Origin of the sequence: Paenibacillus sp. VTT E-133280, from assembly GCF_002264385.1 — a bacterium.
In the GTDB taxonomy this organism is placed as follows: Bacteria; Bacillota; Bacilli; order Paenibacillales; family Paenibacillaceae; genus Paenibacillus_AQ; species Paenibacillus_AQ nitricinens.
In genome coordinates, this window is sequence record NZ_NFUX01000010.1 from 67,611 (window position 1) to 91,479 (window position 23,869).

Consider the following 23,869-nt stretch of genomic DNA (forward strand, 5'->3'; position numbering starts at 1 on the left):
GGTACGATATCTTTCTGTCATTTCACTGCGTGCCTCTCCCGCTCTCCAGATTCTGAAAGCTGTGAATTAGCCTTTAACTGAACCGACCAGCATTCCTTGGACAAAATAACGCTGAACAAATGGATAGATAACAAGTACAGGCAGCGTAGCGATAACTATAAGTGCATATTTGAGTAGCTCAGCAAGCTGCTGCCGCTCCACCATTTTCATTGCATCCATAGTACCTGCGCTGTTGTTCTGGATAATGATGCTTCGTAAGACAAGCTGAAGTGGAAACAAATTCGCTGATTTCAAATAAATCAAAGCGTCAAAGTAGGCATTCCACTGTCCTACCGCGTACATAAGGACTAACACCGCAATAATAGGCTTCGATAACGGAATAACAACGCTCCAGACAAACCGCATATCACTGCAACCGTCGATTTCGCTGGCTTCCAGCAGCTCCTCCGGAATGGAGGATTGAAAGAATGACCGGGCAATAATGACCTGCCATACCCAAATCGCGTTTGGTATCAGCAGTGCCCAGCGGGTATCAATCAAATGGAGTTCCTTCACGACCATATAGGTCGGAATCAGCCCGCCGCTGAAAATCATCGTAAAGGTGATGATCATCATCAAAGTGTTGCGTCCGAAGAAACCTCTGCGTGATAAAGGGTACGCGATCATGATCGTAAGCACAACACTGATGAACGTCCCTGCGGCTGTATAAAAAATGGAGTTGCCGTAGCCTGTAATGATCTCAGGTGTATTTAGCAGAACCTTGAAACCTTTAAAGGAAATATCTACAGGCCATAACCAGACTCGGCCGGAGGTAACGGCTGCCGGACTGCTAATCGAGCTACTGATGATAAAAATTAGCGGATAAATCACCGCGATGACCACGAGGCTGAGTAGGATATAAATAGTGGTCAGAAATAGCTTATCGCCAGTTGATTCTTTAATTTTTTGTTGAACTGCTGCCATGTGGTTGCTCCTTTCCTACCAGATGCTGTTGTTTGTGATGCGTTTAGCCAAGCCATTCACCGTAAGCAACAAAATAAGGTTGATTACCGAGTTGAATAGACCAACCGCAGTGGCAAAGCTATAATTGGCGTTCAGCAAACCGACCCGGTAGACATAAGTGGCAATGATCTCGGAATTCGCCAGATTGAGCGGGTTCTGCAGAAGATAAACCTTCTCAAAGCCAATAGCCATGACATTCCCAACATTCAAAATCAGGATGATGACGATGGTAGGCACAATACCTGGCAGATCAATATAACGAATTTTTTGAAAGCGTGAAGCGCCATCGACTTTGGCTGCCTCATAAAGCGTAGGATCTATACCGGCAAGCGCTGCTAAATAGATAACGGCACTGTAGCCCGCAGTCTGCCAAATATCAGACCAGACATAAATCGAACGAAACATTCCCGGTTCTCCAAGGAAATTGATCGACTCCAAACCGAAAAAGTTGAGAGCGATGTTCGCAAATCCAAGACGAGGTGCCATAAATAGCATAATAATGGACACCATGACAACCGTCGAGATGAAATAAGGCGCAAAAGAGACCAGCTGGACGAACTTTTTGAACCTTCCCCCGCGCAATTCATTAATCATGAGCGCAAGGATAATCGGAATTGGAAATCCCGCCAGCAGCAGGTAACCACTAAGCATGATGGTGTTCTTGAGCAGCGTCCAAAACTGCGGATTATCAAAAAATAATCGAAAATTATGAAATCCAACCCATGGACTTCCCCATATTCCTTTAATCACGTTGTAGTCCTTGAAGGCTAGAACCGCATTCAGCATTGGATAATACTTAAAAATGAGGAAAAATAATAGAGGTGGAATCACGAGCAAATGTAGCTGCCAGTGCTTTTTCATACTTCTGCGAGCATTTTGTAAAAATACAGAGCCCCTACGCTTCGGTAACGACTTGTGGTGTAATACTATTTCTTTCTCCAGAACAATCCCCCCTAAGCAACCGCCATTAGTTTATGATAGCGCTTTCTACGAGTTGATCATAATTGACTTTTATCCCCAAAGAAAAGGTACACTTGGGCATTTCAGCGTACAAATAACCCTGTTCAGGGAGAACAAAATAGCTGTAGAACGGCCATTTTTCCGGAAACAGGGTTCGGACTCCGAAAAAAGTATTAGACTGACGATGCTTCATTAAGCTATACCAGCTAATAGTTTGTCAAGATTACCAGTAAAGTAGTTTCTTCGGATGATCAAAACGGTCAACTTCTCCATAGATGTTTAACTCGCACACAGATTTAATTCCCTTCTCTGTAGTACAACTCTCCAATAGATAGGCATCAGCAGCAGCCTTTTTCACCTTTCTAGGACCCTCTCTGGAGATTTCCAATCAGGACAATTCTACCGGCAGTTGAATAAAGCCCATGAGACAATTCAACCAACTCTTGATAGGATTGCGTTTGCAGAAATGCTATGCTGTTTTTGACAGTGCGCACTGTACATTTTGTTTTATTGGAGGTATACAATGCTCGACTTGCGTAAAATTGGAGCTTATATTTCGAAGCTTCGCAAAGACCAGGATCTTACCCAATTGGAACTTGCCGATCAACTGAATGTAAGTCATCAAGCGGTATCGAAATGGGAACGGGGCGAATCGCTACCGGATATCGGAACGCTTCCGCAGTTTGCAAGGTTATTCGGCAAAACGGTAGACGACATTTTAAATGCAGGAGACAATACAGAAAATAGGGAGTACCCGCACCTAGGAACGATCGTTGAGGAGATCGCAGAGAACAGGCCGGAACAAGTTGCAGAGATGGTCAATACCGGAGAGGCGGAGGTGGAGGAGCTTGTAGAAGTAGCGCCGTTTGTAAAAGCAAGCGCTCTGCATAAGGTTACAGAACGATTAGACAGCAGCGTCCTTAAGTTAGACGTGATCATGCGGCTGGCTCCGTTCCTTGGAACAGGCACATTGGATGAACTGGTTCGTCAGGCAGAAGAGGGCGAAATTGTGTGGAATACCATTACTGGACTCGCTCCGTTCGTCAGCAGCGACACATTAAGCCGACTGGTAGATAAATCGATTGACGGTTCCTTAGAAGTGCACAATCTTGTTGGGATTGCCCCGTTTCTTGGAAGAGAACATGTAGATCGGTTAGTACAACAAGCAGAGGAGGGCAGCTTGAGCTGGCATTCCATTCAAGGGCTGGCACCCTTTATTAGCAGAGAAACATTAAACCGTTTGGTAGACCGGGTTGAAGACGGCACTATCGATGCGGATCAGATCATAGGCCTTGCACCTTTTCTGGACAGTAAAAATCTCGAGAAGTTGATTAGTGGAGTCGAAGCTGAACATCTTAGCCCAGATCTGCTGGCAAGTCTTGCTCCTTTCGTCGATCAAGGGACATTGAGCAGAATGGTGACAAACTTATTAAATAAAGTAAAGTAGGATGCATAGACCGTCGGTGACAAGCTAACGGGAACGTTATTTGAACGACAACAGCGGCAGTCTAAGACTTTATTTATCAAGTCTTGGTCCGCCGCTGCTTCTTTTACTGGATCAGTCTAATACTTAATTTTTGCCAAACAACTGTTTACTCATCAATAGACTGTCTATAAGCGCTCGGTGAAACGCCGATTAACCGCTTGAAGGCCCGTCTGAAAGAATGTGAACTATTGTAGCCCACCCGAATAGCAATCTCATCAACCGTATACCGACTATCTTTGAGCAAAATCACAGCCTGATCCATTCTCACTTTTATCAGATGATCGGAGAAATTGACACCTGTAACCTCTTTAAACAATTGAGAAATATATTTTTCAGGCCGTTCGACCTGTTCGGCTACCCGGTACAGACTCAGCTCTGTATCCGAATAATTCTCTGCTGTATATTCCTTGATCTGCTTAATAATCTGAATATGAACATCCTTCTTTTTATTTGCAATAAGTCCGCACAGTTCTTCCATAATAACAAAAAATTCGGTCTGAATCATTTCGAGTCGTTCCGATGAACCAATGTCTATGACCCTCCGCTTCACACTCTCGATGTCCGGGTATTCTGTAAAAGCCTTTTGATCCAGAAGCTTAAGAAACGTCCCTTTTATTTCTCCAACAAGCTGTTGCTTCATTTCCATGGATAATTCACGCTGTTCCATGTTCTGGGCAACAATCGCACGGACAATCCGTTTAGCCTCTTCTAACTCTCCAGCCCGGATGGTACTGATCAGACGTTGCTCTGTATCCAGCGGATAATAGTAGGTCGTATTCTCATTTTGGGCTTCGCTACTCCATACAATTCCTTTTTTATTCATGTAGACGGCATATTCCAGAGCTTGCTTGGCTTGGTCAAAGGAAAGGCCGATTTCCGTTATTTCTGTAAAAAGATCTCCGAAGCCCGCCTGAGTAGTAATACGATACTCATTAAAAACGTACTGCGCCAAATTCTCCAGAATGCTGGTGATATTCTCTGCCTCATACGCTTTGTCAGTCTCTTCTTCCTTGGAGAAAAACAGAGTTACCACTTTGTCGGAGCCCATATCCGTCATTAGTACTTCCACTCCGAGATCCGATAGGGACTGCTTCAGCAGCAACCGGGAAGCATTCAGCTCATTGAGAATCTCAACGCTGTCCATACCGGCATAGCCGTTAATCTGAACAATTCCTACATACCCAGTGTTCTGTTTCAAATTAATCCCCACCTGCTCAGCCGCTGTGAGAATCTCATCATGCGTTTTGAATTCACCTGCTAATAGCCGCTTCAGAAATGCATCCCTGACCAACGGAAGCTGACGATTAAGTTCGGTTTCCAGCAACTTGTTCTTAGTGATCATATTGGCAATATTTCCGCTTAAAAAGTCAAATTCATTCTTGGCGGAGGCCTCTTCCTTGCCAAATTGCTCCTTCATGACGCTAAGCATACGGTTGATTGGAGCGCTGTTACGGTAAGCTAATATTAGTCCGACTATCAAGCCGATGAGTAATGTTCCTCCCGTAATTTGTATGGACATTTGCTTGATCTTGTTAGCATTATCCATCAAAATAGGCCGGGGAATCCCTGTCTGGTATACCCATCCGTTCGAATCAGAACGAGTCGTGATCACTAGATCGTCTTCATAGAACTGACTAACCTTGGTTTTATCAAAATCCGAATCAGCGGTCATATGGGCCATTTTCTGCTCATCACTTCCCTGCAGGACAATCGTATTTCCTTCAGCATCGCTGATATGAACCCAGCCTCCGTATCGCTCAGTTAAACCAGATAACAGACTAGAAATGATTTTCTCGTCTATGATCACTACCGCGACAGCTGGTGAGGAATCGTTGAAACTATCCAGAGGGAGTGACTGCATATAGGTAATAACGGAGGTTTGCATGCCCCTGCTAACATAGTCACTGAGTGGCTTGATTTCACTGCGATGGGTTTTCTCAAGCACTTCTTTGGTCCAATCCTGTAGCGGAAGATCCTTATAGTTGAAATTAGAGTAGTAATGTTCCGGTCGGTAAGAAGAACCTGGGGTTAGAATAAGATTATAATTGGCGAGGTAAATATAATAGTTTTGCAAAAAATCATTCGTCTGACCGAAAGTCAGGACATTCCGCATCGTTCTCCAAATGCCATACACGTTCGTCTCATTGTCTCTTTCATTCATCAGAACATTTAGCTCCTGGTTGACTGCCAATTGCCTGGTAAACCCTTCTACTTCCGCCATGCGGCGCTCCAATATTTCCTGACTTTTCTGGAGCTGGGTGACCCCGTTCTCAATAGAGATAGACTCTGTCACAGAAATCGAAGTCAGATAGGACATATATCCGCCAATGCTGGGAATGACCAAAATGACTACATAGGAGATTAAGAATTTACGAAAGATATTGGAATATTTAAGCGTAGTGACCCCTCCCCTAATATCATTTCGATAGCGCTATCATTACCATAGATTAAAACATTTTACTTAATAGTCAAGTGTGCAAACCCAATTTTGCAGATGTTAAACCTTTCAGAACTGGATAAAAAGCAGCGATATACGCCGTTATCACTGCTTTTTATTCACCATCCGAATTTTTTTATCTTTCCAGCATGTAAACCCTTCTACGCTTTACCCCTCGTATGGCGGGTAGAATGTGAAGGCACAAAACCGAATTCCTCTTTGAAACGATCCATGGCATATAAAGGCATATATTCTTGACCCGAAAAATGATAATAATCCAAATTATAATCATTCCCCACCAACAGGGTAAGGAGCTCAGCCACTGGCAAGTTGCTGCTAGCATCCGGCCCAACCAGATTAAGAGTTCTTACCCCCGGCTTGAGTGGAGATTCCAGTGCCGCAGTAATACCCTTCACTACATCCTCTGCGTGGACATGCCCCAGTGTGATGAACGGGAGCGTCGGCTTGGATCCAGTTTCCAAGACAGGAGAAATCCAGCCCTGGGAGGCTACAGCTCCAAAGCGAAGATTGATAAAGTCGGTATCTTTATGATTGCGATGAAAATACCGGGTCAACTCCTCGACCATAGCCTTGCTTAGCCCATAGGCATCCGCCGCTAAGCAGGGATGATCATCTGGGATAGGCAGCTCAAGCGGTATAAAATCCTCAGTGAGTCCACCCACCACGGCAATGGAGCTCGCTGTGATGAACTTTTGGCAACCGCGGTCCAGCAGATAACGGTACAATCTCCTTGTTCCCAATACATTAACAGCAAGGCTGTCCTCCTCAGTAGAGCCGCCAGTAACAGCAGCAAGATGAATCACCGCCTGAATATCATACGAGTCCAGCCTGCTCAAATCCTCCGCTGAATCAAAAGAACCCTGAACATAGGCAAAAGCCCCTTCCGGAGCTTGGCGTGACAGACAAATCACTGTATGTTTATCCGCCAAATGCTTGACTAGAGCCGTTCCGATAAATCCACTTGCTCCGGTAATTAGAAGATTCATGCTCTTCTCCCCTTCTTTTTCTCATCTCATATCATTCAGAAAAAAGGGGCCAAAGAAGGCCCCTCCGTTCATTCATCGCTCAACTTATTCTGTCCACTGTTCTCCGCCTTGCGTACTAGGCTTCGAGATATGGTCGGTCGAAGCCTCCTCAATATCACCGAATGCCCAGTGGGAGACTGGAACATCGTTCCACTCTGGCTGTGTGACACCCATAAGCGGGCCTCTGCCCAAAACTCTGTTGATAGCTGTAACGGCTTCCGCACGAGTAAGCTTGGAATTCGGGCGGAAAGTTCCGTCACTGTAGCCCTTCATTATGCCTATATCTTGGGCTTTCTTTATCGCCGCCTGTGCCCAGTGGCCGGTAATGTCAGAGAAGCCACGGCCCGATGTTGCAGAATCCGGGCTCAGCATGGCTGTTAAACTAGCCATTTCTGCACGCGTCAATGGTTGATTAGGTTTAAAAGTACCATCGATGTAACCGTTCATTAGTCCCATCTTAGCTACTTTGGTAATGGCATCTGCCCCCCAATAGCTGGAGGATACATCACTGAATATTACGCCTGATCCAGTGGCCTCTTTCTCAGCAACCTTCGCTAGGATGGTTGCCATCTCAGCACGGGTAATGGGAGCATCGGGTTTAAAGAAGCCGCCCGGATATCCGTTGATATACGCCGAATGTCGCATTGTCTCGGCATCCTCCTTCCCATCAGTTCCAGATGCCGGAGTTGGCGTTGGCGTCAGGGTAGGTGCGGATGAAGGCTGAGCGGGTATAGACGGCCCCCCTGCATCAGTCGGTGTGGGTGTTGCTGTCGGTGTTGGAGGTTCTGTAGGGTTCGTTGTTCCGCCATCACTGGTTGGGACTGTGAATTTCAATTGATCTGTCAGCATGAGATTACCTGATTTCTTCACAGCTTTAAGTGTGTGTAAGCCGCTTACCAATCCAGAAATACTATAAATCTCCTGTTGTGTCAGTCGGCTCTGACTATAAGTATTCACGGTCTGAATCCTTTGGCCGTCCACATAAATATCTACTTCACCTTGATCTGGACCCGTAGGTGTAATCAGACGGATTCCAGTGCCCTTGAAGGTATATTCAAAGGAATCGCCATCTACTGTCGTTGAATGCACATCATTAAGATAATCGCCACCAATAATAAAGCTGAGGGTCAACTTTCCGACTGGCTGTGATGCGAGATAAGATTTGTTCAATGTAACATGCTCACCAGCTACCGTATAATCGGTCCCTGGAACCAGATGATTTGATCCGTTCGTAATGCCAATGAAGCTTTCCGGCTGTTGTAGAAGTGTAATCTCAATGTCCTGCTGAGCAGAAGATGATTTACCAAAGCTCGCTGCGATCGGATTGATCATATTCGGAATCTCTACCTTGAGCATGTCAAGCAGCATGAATCTGCCCGATTTTTTCACAGCCTTAAGTGTGTGCTGGCCATCTGTAAGCCCAGAGATACTGTACAGAATCTGCTGTGACAATCGTCCGTTTCGATAAGCGCTTACCGTTCCCTTGAATTGATCGTCTACATAGATATCCATATCCCCTTGCGATTCGTCTACCTCAGTGAACAGTTGAATCCCTGTTCCTCTGAAGGTGTATTCGAAAGAATCACCGTTCTGCTCCGCATACTGCACATCGTCATTGTAGTCGCCCATTCCTCTTCCACTACTGCGGGACCAAGTACCGTTATATTTGATTGCCGGATCGTCGTTATTAACCATCACATAACGGATGCCTGTAGAGTCGCTAATCTGTACCGCTAGCGTCTGTGGATCACCGGCGTTAAAGATGATGTTCAGACTTGCCAGGCCAGCAGGTTGCTGCGCAAGATATTCCTTCTTGATGGTCAATTTATCATTAGTCACCGTATAATCTTCTTCGCGCAGTGCCACTCCATTATTTTCAATAGCACTCAGCGTATTTCCCTGCAGATTAAGCGTGACTGTGACATCCTTCTGTTGTTCCGTTGCTTTATCAAACCCAGCGGAAGTCGGAGTGATAGAACTGTTCTGACCCCCAGCCGGACTTTCTGTTGTCACTTTCAGCGCGTCGAGCAGCATATAATTTCCCGATCCCTTGCTCACCTTAAGCGTGTGAGGACCGTTAGAAAGCCCTGATACACTATAAAGAGATTGTTGTACCTCTCTCGGTCCACTTGTATACGCATTTACAGTCTGTGCTGTCTCATCATCCAATGTAACAACCATTTCTCCTTGCGATTCATGCCTTTCCGTCAGCAGCTCAATGCCCGTTCCCGTAAAGGTGTACTCGAAAGAATCACCGTCTTTCTCGGTATAATGCACATCGCCATTATAATCTCCATGTTCTCGGGCAGAGCTTACCTGCCATGTGCCGTTGTATTTAATGCCGTTGTCATTATCATTAATGTAAACCACATCCGTAACGGTGGTATTGCTTGCCGAAGCCGAAGCTGAATCCGTAGCAGGGTCAGCCACAGAGTTGAGAGCATCCTCTTGAGGAGTACTGGTAGCAGTAGCCGAGGAATCCTTTATCGTAATGCTTAGATCCTGCTTCCCTTCAAGCAGCTCCTTGCCTCCATTTCGCTTCCAATCGCCGCTGTAGCGCATCCCTGTATCATCGTTATTGACAGCTGATGTGCCGCTTAATGCGGTTACTTTAAGCATACGAGAGGCATGGGGTTCAAGGATGCCACCGCTGAATTCCTTCTCAAAGGTTCCCAGCTCGGAATGGCTCCATAGGTCGCGCACTGAAGCCGGACCCTCAAGGCCAAGATCACTCCATTTGACTTTAACCTCCGCACCCCGACTACCCAGATTGAACAAAGCAACGCTGTAAGTCCCATCTCCATTATTGGCGTACCAGACCTGCTGTTGGGTATCCATCGACACTGGATGTCCAGGACGTCCGGCCTGATTGACGGCAATTACCTCATCATTGGTAAGCAGCTCTAGTCCATAACTATCCAGCCGTGTCATGTCATTCCCTGTATAGAGCGGTACGGAAGAAATGGACCAAAACGTCATCGCAGTCTTCCGCTCATCCTTGGTCAGACCATCCATGGAGCCGTTACCAACATTCAGGGAATCGAAGTCATTCCAACCGCCAGGGCCTGCATCCCGCCACCAAAGTGCTGCTTTGGGGAATAATCGGGAAATACTCGGCCATGCTGTCAACCCACTGCCGTCATAAGATTCAACATCCCAGTCAATTCGCCAACCGTTAGCATATTTTTTCCAGAACTCTACGTAATTGTGGTCGAGTGCCCAGGACAGCTCAAACCAGATGTTATTTCTATCCAAGGCTTTGGACCAAGCTTCTACGTCACCGCGTGCATCCCGGCTCAAGTTGTCAATCCCCGACCCAGGGGTTACGCTGTCGAATTTGACGAAATCGATTCCCCACTCGCCAAGCATGTCTGCAATGGAATCCACATACTTCTGGGCACAGGGATTCGTGAAATCAATTTTATAGGTGTAGGAATTCCAATAATCCATAATGGTAAGCGGCTTGGCTGTAATATCCTGAATACGACATTCGCCGCCTGTCCCATACACCTCAAGATTTCGGTTATATGCATCGATAGATACCCCCGGGATCAGATAGATCCCAATCTTTTGCCCATTATGATGAACATAGTCAATGACCTCCTGAAATCCGTTCGGATAAAGGACGTCACTAGGAATAGGCCTACCGTATTCATCCATATCACCATTCCAGCCTGCATCAATATTAATGTATTCATATCCATGGGCCTGCAGCTTCTCATGCATCGCGTCCGATTGCTTCTTAACGCTCTCCGCCGATGTCCAGTTTCCTGCCCCATCATACACCTGCATACTGTAACTGCTCCAGCCCATATACGGCTTCTGAGCCATACTCTTCTCCGCCGCTTGCGCCACGTTACCTTTTATTCCTGTAAATCCGAACTGTGCTGCTGCAATAATGAATACTAGCAGACTCATACCCAATCTTTTTCCCATTCGCTTCAAATCATCCTTACCCCCTCATGAAATGTGGTCAAAATTACTTTGATAGCGCTTTCTTTCGGGAAGATCATAATTGAATATGGATTTCCAAGATAGGTACATTTCGGAATTTTACGTACAAATAACCCCAAAATAGAGGGGCAAATAAACAGCATAACAGACATAATTCCTGCGATTCGAAGGAACTTAGTAAAAACACTGTAACTGTACCCTGGTTATATTTGGACAATCCTAAAACAAACTCTTGTTTCCTTGCTCCAGTGATGAAAATCACTTACTATATTGGTAAAATAAAGAATAATTTAAAGATACAAACGTCACAGTAATAACCGATGAATGATATGCTGAAGAAAGGAAGATCGCATTGAAGTTGGATTTGGATGGATTAAATGCCGATTCCTTAACGTGTATGCTTAAGGCATCTTTTTCATTGGAAAATTGGGATGCTATGATTGAAGTTGCGGACAAGCTGATCACACAGATTGCAATTATATATGAGACAAGCAGTGACACAATGAGAGAACAAAACCTGAAGCGGAGTGTTCCTTATTATTTTGGATTTAGCTTATGTTCAAAAGGAATCGCACTGCAAAAGCTCGGTAAGTATTCTGAAGCTAGAATGTGTATCTTAGAATATTCTAAATTAGACTGGATCAAAGGGTTAGATGAAGAAGGACATAATGAAGTCAACTATTACCGTAATATCGCAAAAGCCAATGCCTACGTGCTAGATCTTCTGGAAGGCGAGACTGGAATCCTAGAGGAGTATGTTGAATTTATTAGAAACAGTGCTGAGGAAGAATTACTACCGGGACTAATTACCATCTTGGAATCCTCCATAAAATATAACTATTCCGTAGATTGGATTCTGAGAGAATTCGAAATAAACGCTAATGACATAGGAGCACGAGGAACTCAAGAGAGCATTAGATATTTTGTGGATTACAAATTCTTGCTGGCAATGTACCATTACAAACAGAAGAATATGTGTAAGGCGATAAACACAATTCTGGAAACCTTACTATTAAGTATTACGCTGAAAGATGACACAGGCTTTAAGAAAGCAGCGGCATTATTTGAGATCCTTAGAGACAAGGCTAATCAATCACAGCTTCAAGTGCATCACAACATAATGAAAACTATAATAGAGAGGGAGTTTACTAATGAAAATGAAAATGTTCTTCCTGACAGTCGTAGTCTTGATTAGTTCCAGCTTAATGATTGCCTCTGCAAGTGCTTCTGCTGTCGATTCGGGTTCCACCATTTACACCGTTAACAATCACGGAATGGGTCATTGATTGAATTTTTATAAGTGGATTATACAAAGGAGCGATCATCCAATAACCGGATGGTCGCTCCTTTGTTTGTAAATGAACATGATAGATTAGCTAAAATTCAAAGTCCTCAGAATCATGCAGGATTATCTCGCTATAAATCCTCTTTATAAACTGTTCTTATACTCTTGCGGCGTCTTCCCGTATTGGGATTTAAACAACTTAATAAAATACTGCGGTTTCTGATAGCCGATTTCATGCGCAATTTGACTGATTCTCAAATCCTTGTACTTCAACAATTGAACCGCCTTCTCCATTCGCAAGCGGAGCACATAGTTCGAAAAGTTCTCTCCGGTTTCCTGTTTAAACAGGTTAGATACGTATACGGGATGAAGATTAACATTATCGGCTACCGCTTGAAGAGTTATATCTTTTATATTTCCTTGGATGAACCGGCGGATTCGCTCCATCAGATCAGAGCGTATATTGTCCGAACGTCTGTCACTGTAGGCTTTGATTTGGACATAGCTGCTGAAGGCCCATTCTTTTAACGGTTCATCACTCCAGCTGGCATCCATTTTCAGCATCTTTTCGATATCTCTTCCAAACACCTCAAAGATTCGTTTACCTTTCTTATGCAAATAATAAGCGTATGCTTGCAGCAGGGTAACGTATATTTCAATCCCGTATTCACGGGCTCCACTTCCCGCCCCTTCAAGTTCACTGAATATCAGCTTCAGCTTACTCTCAAATGCCGTCCATTGCTCGATATCGATTAATTCCATTAAAGTCTGGGGGCGATAAAGCTCTGCCAGCGGCTGGATTTCAAACATTTCTTTCTTTTGCGTCACATGAAAAAAGCTTTCCGTTTGATAGCCAATATAATCGGTATATATCGATAAAGCAGAATGGTACATGGATAGAATATCTTTTGGGAAACCTCCCCAATCGCTTATGACCAGGGAAACCTTCGATTTTAAATACAATTTGATCTGATGTTGGGAGAGTCTGGCCAAGTCTTCTATGATCGCAGAGTCCGCTTTGTCTGGTTGCTCCAGATTGGTTTGAACCAGAAAAATCAAATAATCATGTGAATCTTTACAGTGCATGATATTAAATTTCTCCGAAAAAACTTCTTCTACGATGTTATACATAGCATATTCAATCAATGAGAGGCTATAAAGATCCGTATTTGAGTAATCCTCCTCCACCCTCATACATAAGAGAATGGTCTCTCTCTCAACAGAAAAGGGAAGTCCGTATAGTTGAATCTTGTCCTTCAAAACAGATAAGGGATAATTTTTACCGGAGATCAAATCAAACAATAACATTTCTCTTAATTTGGGCAAACTCTCCCGGAAACGGTAAACAAATTTTTGCTGATTTAACAATTCATTTCCTTCTTCTGTAATTTTAACGATAATATTGCGAAGAGTTTGCTCCAGTTCCTCGTTCGAGACTGGTTTGAGCAGATATTCAGCTACTTGCTGTTGGATAGCTTCCTTCGCATATTGAAATTCATCATAGCCGGTTATAATAACGGCCTTCGTATTTTTCCATTTCTGATTTATTCGGGCGATCAATTCGAGCCCTGTCATTCCGTTCATATGAATATCCGTGACCACAATATCAACGGAATGGTAATTCAGCAGCTCCAGGGCCTCCTCGCCGGAATATGCCTTATAGACATTGGTGATCCCCATTTGCTCCCACGGAAGTCCTATCGCCAGGCTGTCAACCAAATGGGTATGATCGTCTACGATTAATATTTGGTACATCCCTTCCCCCTCCTTAGGTTAAGACTCACCTTCCCTACTGCTCCAACATAATTCTACGCAAAGTCCACCTAGCTTCGATTGACTGAGCAGCACGCCTGAGTCACCGCCATACATCAAACGCAGGCGTTGATGGACATTTTTGAGTCCGGATTCTATTTCTTCGTTAGTGGACTGAATCTTCATTCTGATAGATTCGATCACTAAATAATCAATTCCTGTGCCCGTATCCTCAACGGATACATGATTCATGCCTTCCTCTCTCCACACGCGGATATGAATCATTCCATAGTCGGAATGATTATTGAACGAATGAAGGATTACATTTTCGACAAGCGGCTGAACAATTAACCGCGGAACTTCCAAGTCTTCCATCTGCGGCTCAACCTCAATATGAAATTCAAAATCATCTCTTAACATACAATGTATTTCCAGATAAAAATGAATCAAATCCAGCTCTTCTTTCAGCCGTACCATCTTATTCCCCGTTTTAGTCGTGTAACGATAGTACTTGCTCAAATTCATAGTCATCGAAACCGCTGCCTTGTCTTCATTTAACTCAATCATACTTTTGATATAAGCAAGGGTATTGTATAGAAAGTGCGGATTGATCTGCGATTGCAGCTGCTTAAGCGTCGCATCCTTTGACCGGAGTTGCTCTTTGTACACATCCTCGATCAGTTCCTCTATTTTTGACGCCATGGAGTTGAATTTTTCATACAACAACCGATATTCCCCTTCAGGTTTGTCCGACATTCTTACGGAATAGATGCCCTTCTCGATCAAGTTCATGTTCTTGAACAGTTTTCGGAATGGAATTTGAATATTCCGGTACATCACAAAGGCAAGATATGCCCCCATAAACAGAAGCATACCGCTTATCACATAAAACATAGTCTGGTTCCGGCTGATAGGTGCCATAATATCACTGATAGGTACATAATCAACAAGATACCACCCTAATGATTCCAGTTTTTGATAATGAACCTGAAACCTCGTCTTATCGGATTTTAGCAGCATGTATCCACTTTCCAACGAGTGGTCGATCTCTCCAAGCCGGGGAAGAAATTCATCAATTTGATTAACATTTACGGAATAATTATAAATAGGATCCATTCCTGGATGGTACAGAAACGGATCTCCCGAACCATTCGTTTTAAATTCAGATAGAGCTCTCCGCAATTCTGCTACACCAAATTTAAGCACGACTCTCATATGCGCCTCGCCTGACTCCGCTGATTTTTCGGGATAAGACAATATCCCTAGGAAATAATCCTCATTAGAATCGGAATAGTATTGCCAAAATGTATCCTGCGCAGGAAGTACTTTTGGGAGTGCATTCAAGCTGGAGTTACTTTTGATGACAATTCCGGTACGAGGATAGAGGACTGCGATCACTGCTTTCCAGTCTCCATAACCGGCAAGACGGTTTATCTCTTCAGAGACAGTTCGGTTGGTTCTGTATTTATCCAGAACATCATCAAGCAAATCAGGATAGGCCAAATTTCGTACATCTGTACTTTCATACAGCATTTTCTTATAGGTATCCAGCCGGAAAAACAACTGATCCAACTGATTAGCGAACGTTTCAATCTGATATTGCTTTACCTTAATAATCTCCTCCGTCAGTACATCCTTGCTTGTTCGATTCGACACTGCAAACAGGAGCAGGATCGGGATAAGTAAAATCAACAAAGTGGCAATTAGTTTTGTGAATATGCTGAATCTACTCATGATCAATCGTCCTCTCAAATCCGGGTTCAGCATCTGGATGCCCACGCTCAAATTCCGAGAACTGCTTCTTTAATTCGGTAAAGACAATGTCAAAACCTGCCTTCTTAAGATCTGTAATTGCATCTTGATAATATTCTTCATAATTGGCTAATCCAAAATTGATTGGCTCGAATTTTTCCTTATAGACAGCCATTACCTGCGCTATCTCATTCTTGACAGACGCCTCATTGAAATGAAATCCGAATAGTTTGGAAATGCGGGAGTTCTCGTCATTTTTGAGCAGGTCATGAATAATATCGTCCTCTACACTGGCAGGTGCGATAAAATAGTCCTTATTTCGCCACATCCATTCGTACATCAGCTGGTCATTGGTTAATTGCTTAATTTTACCTTTTTCCAATTCATAATCCTTACCCTCTACTCCATAAATAATAAAATTATAATTCTCTTGGGTTTGCAGAATCCAATTCATAAACATCATTGCGCGTTCAGGATTTTCCGCTGCGGCCGTAATCATAAAGGCTTCGTTACTTGGGGTAGTGATAAACTTTGGTTTCTCCTTAGCAAGATAATACTCGCGGAGCCTCGCATTTGGATCGGCATTCCGTACCGTTTGCAGGTTCTCCATCGCCCTCGAGACTGCACCTACCCGGAAAAGAAGCTTACCAGCATTCTCCTGATCGATCTTCGCTGCCGGATTACCCACCAAATTCTTATCGATGATCCCCATCTTCACCCATGATTCTCGTAAATGAACTACTTTTTTGTATAAATCAGACTCTACATAACTCAAAATTTCTCCAGAATCCTCATCAACCATAAATAACAGCCGCTCATCCAATGAAGAGTAGTTTCGATCTGTCAATTCACGCCACAACATTTCATGTCCTCGGTCTGTTTCCAGATAGCCATAATAGCTTGGATCTATCAGCTGCATTCTTTCATAAAACAGTTCTAAATCAGCGATTGTCTTAATTTCTGACATGCCGACCTTCTCCAGTAAATCCTGGCGGACCATGACTGAAGAGAATTTCCCCGCAGAGGTAAATGCCTGAGACGGTATCGCCCAAAGCTTGCCATCAATCACGTTCTGCTTGAAGTTTTCTTCGGGAATATGTTCAATAAGATCCTGTCCATATCGATTCAGAAGCTCATCTAAAGGTTGAATATAACCTTTATAGACAGTGACGAAGGGTGCGCCATACCAGAACAGATCATATTTTTCTCCAGTAGATAAGGCCAGCTCCAGTTTTTGCTGATAATTAGACCATGGAATATAAGTCAACTCAAGCTTCATATTTAAATCTTTTTTAAGCCTCTCATTCAATTCATTTTCAACGAAATCACCCATACGTGCCGACAAATCGCCAGGCATAATCACCTTTAAGGTGACGAAGGGTGCCGGCGCATCTGACGTCAGCTCATTTACTGCAATAGCATTCTGTAAACCTTGCGGACCGGATACGTCCGGGCGGAAGTATTCGCTGTACAACATATAGATTATGGATAGAAAAAAGATCGCAATTATAATAGTGACAGCGGGCTTCTTCATGAACCGCTACCTCCTTCACCATAGAGCCTCATTGCTAGTCTACACTAAATATATGAAAGCGGATACAATATGTATATACCTCTGAGTTGGAACAGGAGCACATGAATTTCATATCATGTGCTCCTGTATTTCACTCAACTATTCAGTTTATAAATTGGACATACTGCAGCAGCCGTTTAATCATGACAGCAGCTTCTGCCCGGCTTGCATGGGCAGTTGGATCGATTATTGTTGCAGATTTCCCCTGGATGATTTGGGCAGTGAGCAGGGCGGCTACCGGATGTTTTGCCCAAGAACTGACTGAACCGTTATCTGTATATTTCCTGAGAATAGTGTCAATCCCATCACTTGCCGGGATGGATTTGTTCACATAATCCAGCGCTCTGGACAGCATGACAGCCATTTGTTCACGGGTGATTTCTTCACCCGGTCTAAATGAACCATCACTAAAGCCTTCAATGATTCCTGCCTCAGCCGAGGCTGCAAGTGCCCCCGCATACCAGTCTCCTGTAGATACGTCCTTAAAGCCGGCTACCTTACCTAAAGAATTAAGTCCCAAGGAACGGACGAGAATAGCCGCGAACTCTGCGCGGGTTACCGGATTATCTGGTGAAAAGCTGTTAGCTCCAACACCGTTTATAATCCGCTTGGAGGCCATTAGTTCGATGTCTGCTTTTGCCCAGTGGCCTTGAAGATCAGCGAACGTCTTAGTGCCCGAAGCTACCGTATAAATACTATTCCCGTTCCGTTTGATTACAGCTTCGGTAATCCCGCCATTATCCAGCAGTAGGGCTGGAACAAAGCTGAATGCCGTTGTATCCGGACTGAACAGGAGTGCAGTGGTTTTCTTCGCATCAATTGATCCCGGAAGAGTAAGGGTGCATTCGACATAGGTGCTGCCGAAGCTGTCCAGCTCAGTCGACAGACCGTTTACTTGCGCAATGATTTTGTAATCGAATGCTGGAGTGAGCAAGGTCAGACCTTCTTTGCCGGCCTGCTCAGACAATAGCTCTGCCGTGCTGCCTGAAACCCGGTCTATAACTATACTTATGGTCATATCTGCCGGGCTAACGCCAAGCTTCGCCGCTAATGCCGCTACTCCCAGAACTTTGACCGGAACCTTGTAGCTTCCGAAATCCGTCTGAATCACAACGGATGCTTCCGGCAATTCATCCACCACACCTGCAAACGCAGAGGATGGAATGTTAACCTTCACACTTCCGCCGTCACTCCTCAGTTTAATGATTACTGATCCTGATTTGGCTGCAGCCGGATTGTTCTGAAGGGCTAGGAAGGCATCCTGTAGCTTCTTCACATCAATGGCTGCTATTGTTTCGCTTACACCATCCTTATTCGTTGTCCGTTTAAACGTTGCCCCATCCAGCTCCAGAATGATTCCATTATTCTGGATTACGGGTGCTGGTGTTGCAGGAACTGGCGTCGCAGATACAGGTACTGCTGATGTCGCTGCTGGCGGCGGTGTTGATGTGGCTGGTGTCGAAGTCGTTTCAGGTGTCGGCGTCGGTTCGCCTCCAGCAGGCGGGTTCGTATCCGCTGTAACCGTCAGCTTAAATTGCTTTTCTAAATTGCCGTCGGAAGACTTCGCCGTAATAACGGTTTGGCCGACACCTACTGCTGTGACCAGGCCTGCGGCGGATACATAAGCAACTTTAGGATCTGCCGATGACCATACGACCCTTGAATTACTAGCTTCTGCCGGAACTACACTGAGCTCAAGCTTCTTGCTTGCACCTGGAGCCAATTGCAACTGCTCCGGCGTATTCGCCGTTAAGCCTGTAACCCTTACTGGGGTTTGGGCAGAACTATTCGCTACATCTACGCTGCCCAAGCTCAGCCAGCCGCTTTCACCCATCTCAGCATTTGCGAAGCGGAATGTTTTGGCATCAGCATTAATTTCCTCAAGTGGATTCACATAGCGTAACAATATTTCATAGCTTCCATTACCTAATTGCGGATTATCAGCCGATACAAACAGCTTGTTGTTATCAAATCCATTCGTATTCGGAAGAATGTCTTTCAGATCCCAATCCGGATTCCAGATTTTAATGATGTCATTTCCTGATTTGGCTGCAAGCTCTACCTTCCAGTTGTAGTAGAACGGCGCTATTCCTTTGTTCTCAAGCTCTACTCCCACTTTCAGCTTTCCATCTGAAGCGTCCAGATAAGCGGTGGGCACATAATATTCATATCCCATCCTGCGTGAACCTTCAGTGGCTCTCGCCAAAGATGCAGCATCCAACGGAGTCTGGAATATCCCCTGGGCAATCAGCCAGGATGCATGGGTCAAGCCCAGGCTGGTGTAATAATCCTCTCCCTGCGCCCCTTCGATCGGAGTTGACGGTTCATTGTATTTTGGCGGATCATTATTCCACATCTTCACCTGAATTTCCGGTCTCATCTCGCCACCCATAACGTTGTTCTTCCAGAACTCAGTCACTCCTGCGTCATTCACTCTGCCCCAGAAATGCCAGCCCTGTCCGCCCAGGCTTGGCGGGAGTGTCTGGAAGGCAAAAGAATCATCATGATAACCGACATCGAAATTTCTGGTCTTAAGTGTGCTGTTGTCCATCGGATATCTTAGGACGAGCTGTGTTTGGTCGAAGGCATTGTCCATAGCGGTAAGAACACGCTTCAGGTTAGCATCGGTTGGCATCAGGTTAGGCGATTTCAGATTCCCGTCATACGGATACGTATGCCATTCGCCCCAGAAGCCAATTAATCCGATCATCACAGATCCGATCCGCGGGTCGCCGTCATAACGATTTCCAAGCGCGTTAATGAAATTATCCAAAGCGCCCAGTAAACGCTCATCATTATAGTCAGGCGCTAAGCTCGTGGCATCTTTGCCATTGTCGAATTCATCATAAGCATAAGTCTTCAGCCCTTCGTCCAGCAGGAATTTCGGTATACCTGAAGGTTTGTTCGGGTAGTCCAAATACACCCTGAACACGGATTGATTACCTCTGGAGGCTACCGCTGCTAGCCGTTTATCCAGCTCAGACCAATCAAAGTCATTCAGATTGTTCATCAGCTTGCTAAGCGGCAAATAGAAGAACTCCAAGCTGTAAGGCAGCTGTGTAGGACGATCTCTCCAATCATCGCCTACTTTGAAATAAGCCTCCTCCGAAGCATCGTAGAATGGCAGAAACCCCTTGAGCGGATTATCAACCGGTGCCTGCGCATACTTTAAGATATGAGTTCCGGCCGATGTTACCCAATCTGGCTGACTTGGATGATCAACTGGAGGGTTCTCCGGCCCTTCTCCAGATCCGCCTGTTCTGCCCGCTAATGCATATAATCCAATCTGGTCGATGCTGAGGACATTATCAGCCTGATTGCCAGGACCGAAACCAAACTGAATTTGCAGCACCTTGCTTGCGTCGAACGATGCATCGCAGGCAACGCAGCCTTGCCACTCGGACTGGGCAAACGCGCTCCATGGGATTCTCACCATTCCTGTGTAGCCTGGGGGAATCGACAGGGAACCTCCACCAAGAGTGGATGCCTTCCAGCCTTCTGCTGCATTGTAGAGTTTGACGACGCCTCCTGCTTTTAACGAGAACTCACCTTTCGGCGCATCTGTTACAAGCGAGATATTCAAATCCATATTTTTATTGCTTGATGATGTATGGTTGATCCAGAAGGTAAGTCCATCAAAGACCGACCAATCCGAATCCGTTCCGGTAAACGCTGCGCGTTTGATATTGACCCAGTCGGAGGCAGCTTTGCCCGGTGGAGGCTTAACAGAGAATTTCATCGCCTGACTGCCATTCGAATAATTAACCTTATCAAGCGTGCGAAGTGTAGAAGGTTCACCGGATTCCCAGTCTATTCTCCAAACGTTCTGCAGAGCGGCATCATCTGTGTACGATTCGAAATCCTCCAATACTTTATCAGCGCGATAGAGTCTGATGTCATCAATTGTGATCACGTTATGAACATATCCTGCTGGCGGATATCCGAACTGAAGCCCGGTTACTTCACTAGGATCCAGCACAGCAGCGCAGTCGGCCTGAACACCATCGCACTGCCAAGCAGATTGTACGAATTGATCCCACGGGATTCTTACAACGCCTTTGAATCCGGCCGGAACATTAAGCGAGCCTCCATTAAATGCCGCTGAATGCCAGCTTCCATCCGCAGCCATCTTCAAGGCAGCCCCGCCATCTTTCAGCCCGAACTCTCCATTCGCTACAGGCGTCTGCAGCGCAACGTTTAAGCTGAAATTCTTGTTATCCGTTGTTGTATTGTCCACCCAGAGGCTTAATCCGTCATAAGCGGACCAATCTCTTAGCTCCGCAGGGATGGCATGAATGATATTCGACCAATCCGAATCCGGGATTGCGACCGAAAGCTTGAGGCCTTTGCTTCCGCTCGCTTGGCCCAGCGCCCGTGTAACCGAGCCTGGCATATCGCTCCACGCTTCTGTCCAAGCTTGCCCAAGAGCAGCATTATCCCCATAAGATTCGAAATTCTCAATCAGTCCTGGTGTTTCTGTACCATTACCCGGATTAGTACCAGGGTCAGTTCCAGGTCCAGTACCGGGATCATCATCTGAGTCATACTTATCAGTGAAGTAGATTTCATCAATATATATGGTACCTGTAGTATCCCAAGTAGCTTGTGCTATCGCCACACTCCAGATCGTCTGCGATAAATCCACTCCATGGGCAGCCAAGTCGATAACGATATCTTTATAGCTGGTTGTTATCGTATCTCCACTGAATTGGCTGAGTGTCTTTGTTACGCCGCCGATACTGATACTAACCTGATTCTCCTCGCCGCCAGCAGCTCCCTTCACGCGGATGACCAGTTTCCCCGTATCTGAAAGATTCCGGCCGATGTTGGTTTCTAGCCGTGACATATTCTTATACTGCAGGACCAGTGCGCCATCTTCGATAACACCAGCGCCGTTCCCGTTGGCGAAACCGCTCGAACCTGTCCATTGATTCAGATCATTTTGGGTGCTTCCGGACCACGTCCGGGTACCATCATAATCATCCACAAGCAGACGTTTTGGCGGCAGCGGTGGTGAAGTCGGAGGTGTTGTTGAATGACTCTCCCCGATTAATACGGGACCCAAATTGAGCCAGCCTTCTGTGTCTTGGTCCGTATTCGCAAATCTCACCTTTTTAGCCTTATTGCTAATGGCCTCTAACGGATTAACGACCTTCATCACTAAATAATAATAGCCATCATTCAAATCCGGAGCAGAAATAGAAGTATCGAAATAATAGGGTTCACCAAATGGGGTGTACTGCGGATCACCAGGAAGATTCCATTCAGGATATGTCCTGATTTGCAATGGCATGACCTTTGTCATATCCCATGAGGTATCCCACTCTTTAATAAGCTTCCCGGATAAATTCTTTACTCCCAGTTCTACTTTCCAAGGATATGCGAAGGGAGCAACGCCATTATTCTGAATGGCTACTCCGACCTTAAGCGGAGCACCTTGGGCAACATTATTATAGTAGGCACTCGTCACATTTAGATCGTAGCCCATCTTTCTCACGCCTGCGGCTACGGCCGGATCATTGGCATTATAGTTGCTGATACCGCCTTGGTTAATCATCCACGTTGCATGAGTCAGTTCAATATCATCCATTGCATTATCCACATTAGTGCCGCCGCTGAAGAAGTTGTTCTGAATTTCCGGCCGTACTTCTCCGCCAACAGATTGCGTGATCCATTTATTCTCCGAACCAGCTCCCAGCATTTTGGTCAAAAACGAGTAATAGGTTCCGCCCATACTCTCCGGCTGGGTTACACTCTGCAGCGGATCACCTTCCTTATACCCGAAAGAGTCATCATGGTATCCGATATTGAACTCCGATGCGCCCGGCAAGCCGGGATACCGGACCTCAAGCTTGGTTTGATTGAAAGCAGAATCATAGGCATTGAAGATTGTTCCGATGGTTTCAGCATTAGGCATATAGTTCGGCAAACCATCCGTTTCATCCTCATCATAAGGGTAAGTATGCCACTCTCCCCATAGCCCAACGAGGCCCATATGAATAAATCCGATACGCGGATCTCCGTCATATTTTGCACCGAAAGCCCGGATAAAGTTCGTCAAATAAGTTACCATAGCAGGGTCATCGTAATCAGGCTCGATCTGGTTAAAGGTATCGTTATGACGCATTGTCACTCCACTGTCATGAATGAAATCCGGTATTGCATCCTCTTTGCCCGGATATTCAAGATATACCCTGATCGCTGCCTGATTCCCTCTTGCTGCAATCGCATTCAGCGCTGGCTCTATACCGGTATCAAATGTGTATGAATCAGGGCCGTTCATCACTGCTTTCAGAGGGACATAATACCATTCCAGGCTGTGGGGGAATGAGGTCTCCGTTTCCCAAGGATAGAAAGGTGCGAACCCTTTCAACGGATTGTCGAGCGGACTTGGGGCATACATCAAGTCATGCTTGGTTAGTGTACTATCCACTGCAGGGCTGGGATATGGATTAGAGGGTACACGCGCCTGCTCCGGGTCCGCATTGACTGTGCCGGCAGCATTCCCAAAGAACGTACTCAGTAACAAGCATACGATGAGCAATACTTTAAATGATGCCTTCCTAGTATATTGAACAGATAATAGATTCATAGAACCTCCTCGTTAACGCTGTTATCAATC

Annotated in this window: 11 protein-coding genes; 2 read left to right on the top strand and 9 right to left on the bottom strand. The window is 45.3% G+C overall.

Annotated features, from left to right (window positions below; genetic code table 11):
* Positions 1-66 precede the first annotated feature (66 nt).
* Entirely contained in the window at positions 67-963 is an 897-nt protein-coding gene (locus CA600_RS06750) for a carbohydrate ABC transporter permease (RefSeq protein WP_042190759.1), read from the bottom strand.
* Between the two features lie 15 nt (positions 964-978).
* Positions 979-1,863, bottom strand: coding sequence for an ABC transporter permease (locus CA600_RS06755; protein ID WP_143759569.1), 885 nt, complete (start codon positions 1,861-1,863; stop codon positions 979-981).
* A 622-nt stretch (positions 1,864-2,485) separates the two neighbouring features.
* Between CA600_RS06755 and CA600_RS06760 the strand changes: the two genes are divergently transcribed.
* Positions 2,486-3,409: a helix-turn-helix transcriptional regulator gene (locus CA600_RS06760; RefSeq protein ID WP_094869493.1), complete on the top strand. Its 924-nt coding sequence runs from the start codon at positions 2,486-2,488 to the stop codon at positions 3,407-3,409.
* A gap of 145 nt (positions 3,410-3,554) precedes the next feature.
* Here CA600_RS06760 and CA600_RS06765 read toward each other — a convergent pair whose 3' ends face one another.
* The 3 genes from CA600_RS06765 to CA600_RS06775 form a co-directional block, all read right to left on the bottom strand.
* Complete coding sequence (locus tag CA600_RS06765) at positions 3,555-5,765, bottom strand: helix-turn-helix domain-containing protein (RefSeq protein ID WP_094869494.1); 2,211 nt, start codon at positions 5,763-5,765, stop codon at positions 3,555-3,557.
* A gap of 281 nt (positions 5,766-6,046) precedes the next feature.
* Positions 6,047-6,892: an NAD-dependent epimerase/dehydratase family protein gene (locus tag CA600_RS06770; RefSeq protein ID WP_094869495.1), complete on the bottom strand. Its 846-nt coding sequence runs from the start codon at positions 6,890-6,892 to the stop codon at positions 6,047-6,049.
* Between the two features lie 84 nt (positions 6,893-6,976).
* Positions 6,977-10,867 (bottom strand): X2-like carbohydrate binding domain-containing protein, encoded by a 3,891-nt coding sequence (locus tag CA600_RS06775; protein WP_256989774.1) that lies wholly within the window; start codon positions 10,865-10,867, stop codon positions 6,977-6,979.
* A gap of 370 nt (positions 10,868-11,237) precedes the next feature.
* On the opposite strand from CA600_RS06775, the gene CA600_RS06780 reads away from it, so the two are divergent.
* Complete coding sequence (locus CA600_RS06780) at positions 11,238-12,080, top strand: hypothetical protein (protein WP_094869497.1); 843 nt, start codon at positions 11,238-11,240, stop codon at positions 12,078-12,080.
* Between the two features lie 234 nt (positions 12,081-12,314).
* Here the strand turns inward: CA600_RS06780 and CA600_RS06785 are convergent, their stop codons facing one another.
* The 4 genes from CA600_RS06785 to CA600_RS06800 form a co-directional block, all read right to left on the bottom strand.
* On the bottom strand, positions 12,315-13,925 hold the full coding sequence (locus CA600_RS06785; RefSeq protein ID WP_094869498.1) for a response regulator transcription factor: 1,611 nt from the start codon (positions 13,923-13,925) through the stop codon (positions 12,315-12,317).
* A gap of 18 nt (positions 13,926-13,943) precedes the next feature.
* Positions 13,944-15,656, bottom strand: coding sequence for a sensor histidine kinase (locus CA600_RS06790; RefSeq protein WP_179281557.1), 1,713 nt, complete (start codon positions 15,654-15,656; stop codon positions 13,944-13,946).
* The gene (locus CA600_RS06795; RefSeq protein ID WP_094869500.1) at positions 15,649-17,208 is read right to left on the bottom strand and encodes an ABC transporter substrate-binding protein; all 1,560 of its coding nucleotides are present in this window, start codon (positions 17,206-17,208) and stop codon (positions 15,649-15,651) included. The genes CA600_RS06790 and CA600_RS06795 overlap by 8 nt, the downstream gene beginning before the upstream one ends.
* A gap of 142 nt (positions 17,209-17,350) precedes the next feature.
* On the bottom strand, positions 17,351-23,839 hold the full coding sequence (locus CA600_RS06800; protein ID WP_094869501.1) for an S-layer homology domain-containing protein: 6,489 nt from the start codon (positions 23,837-23,839) through the stop codon (positions 17,351-17,353).
* Between the last annotated feature and the right edge of the window lie 30 nt (positions 23,840-23,869).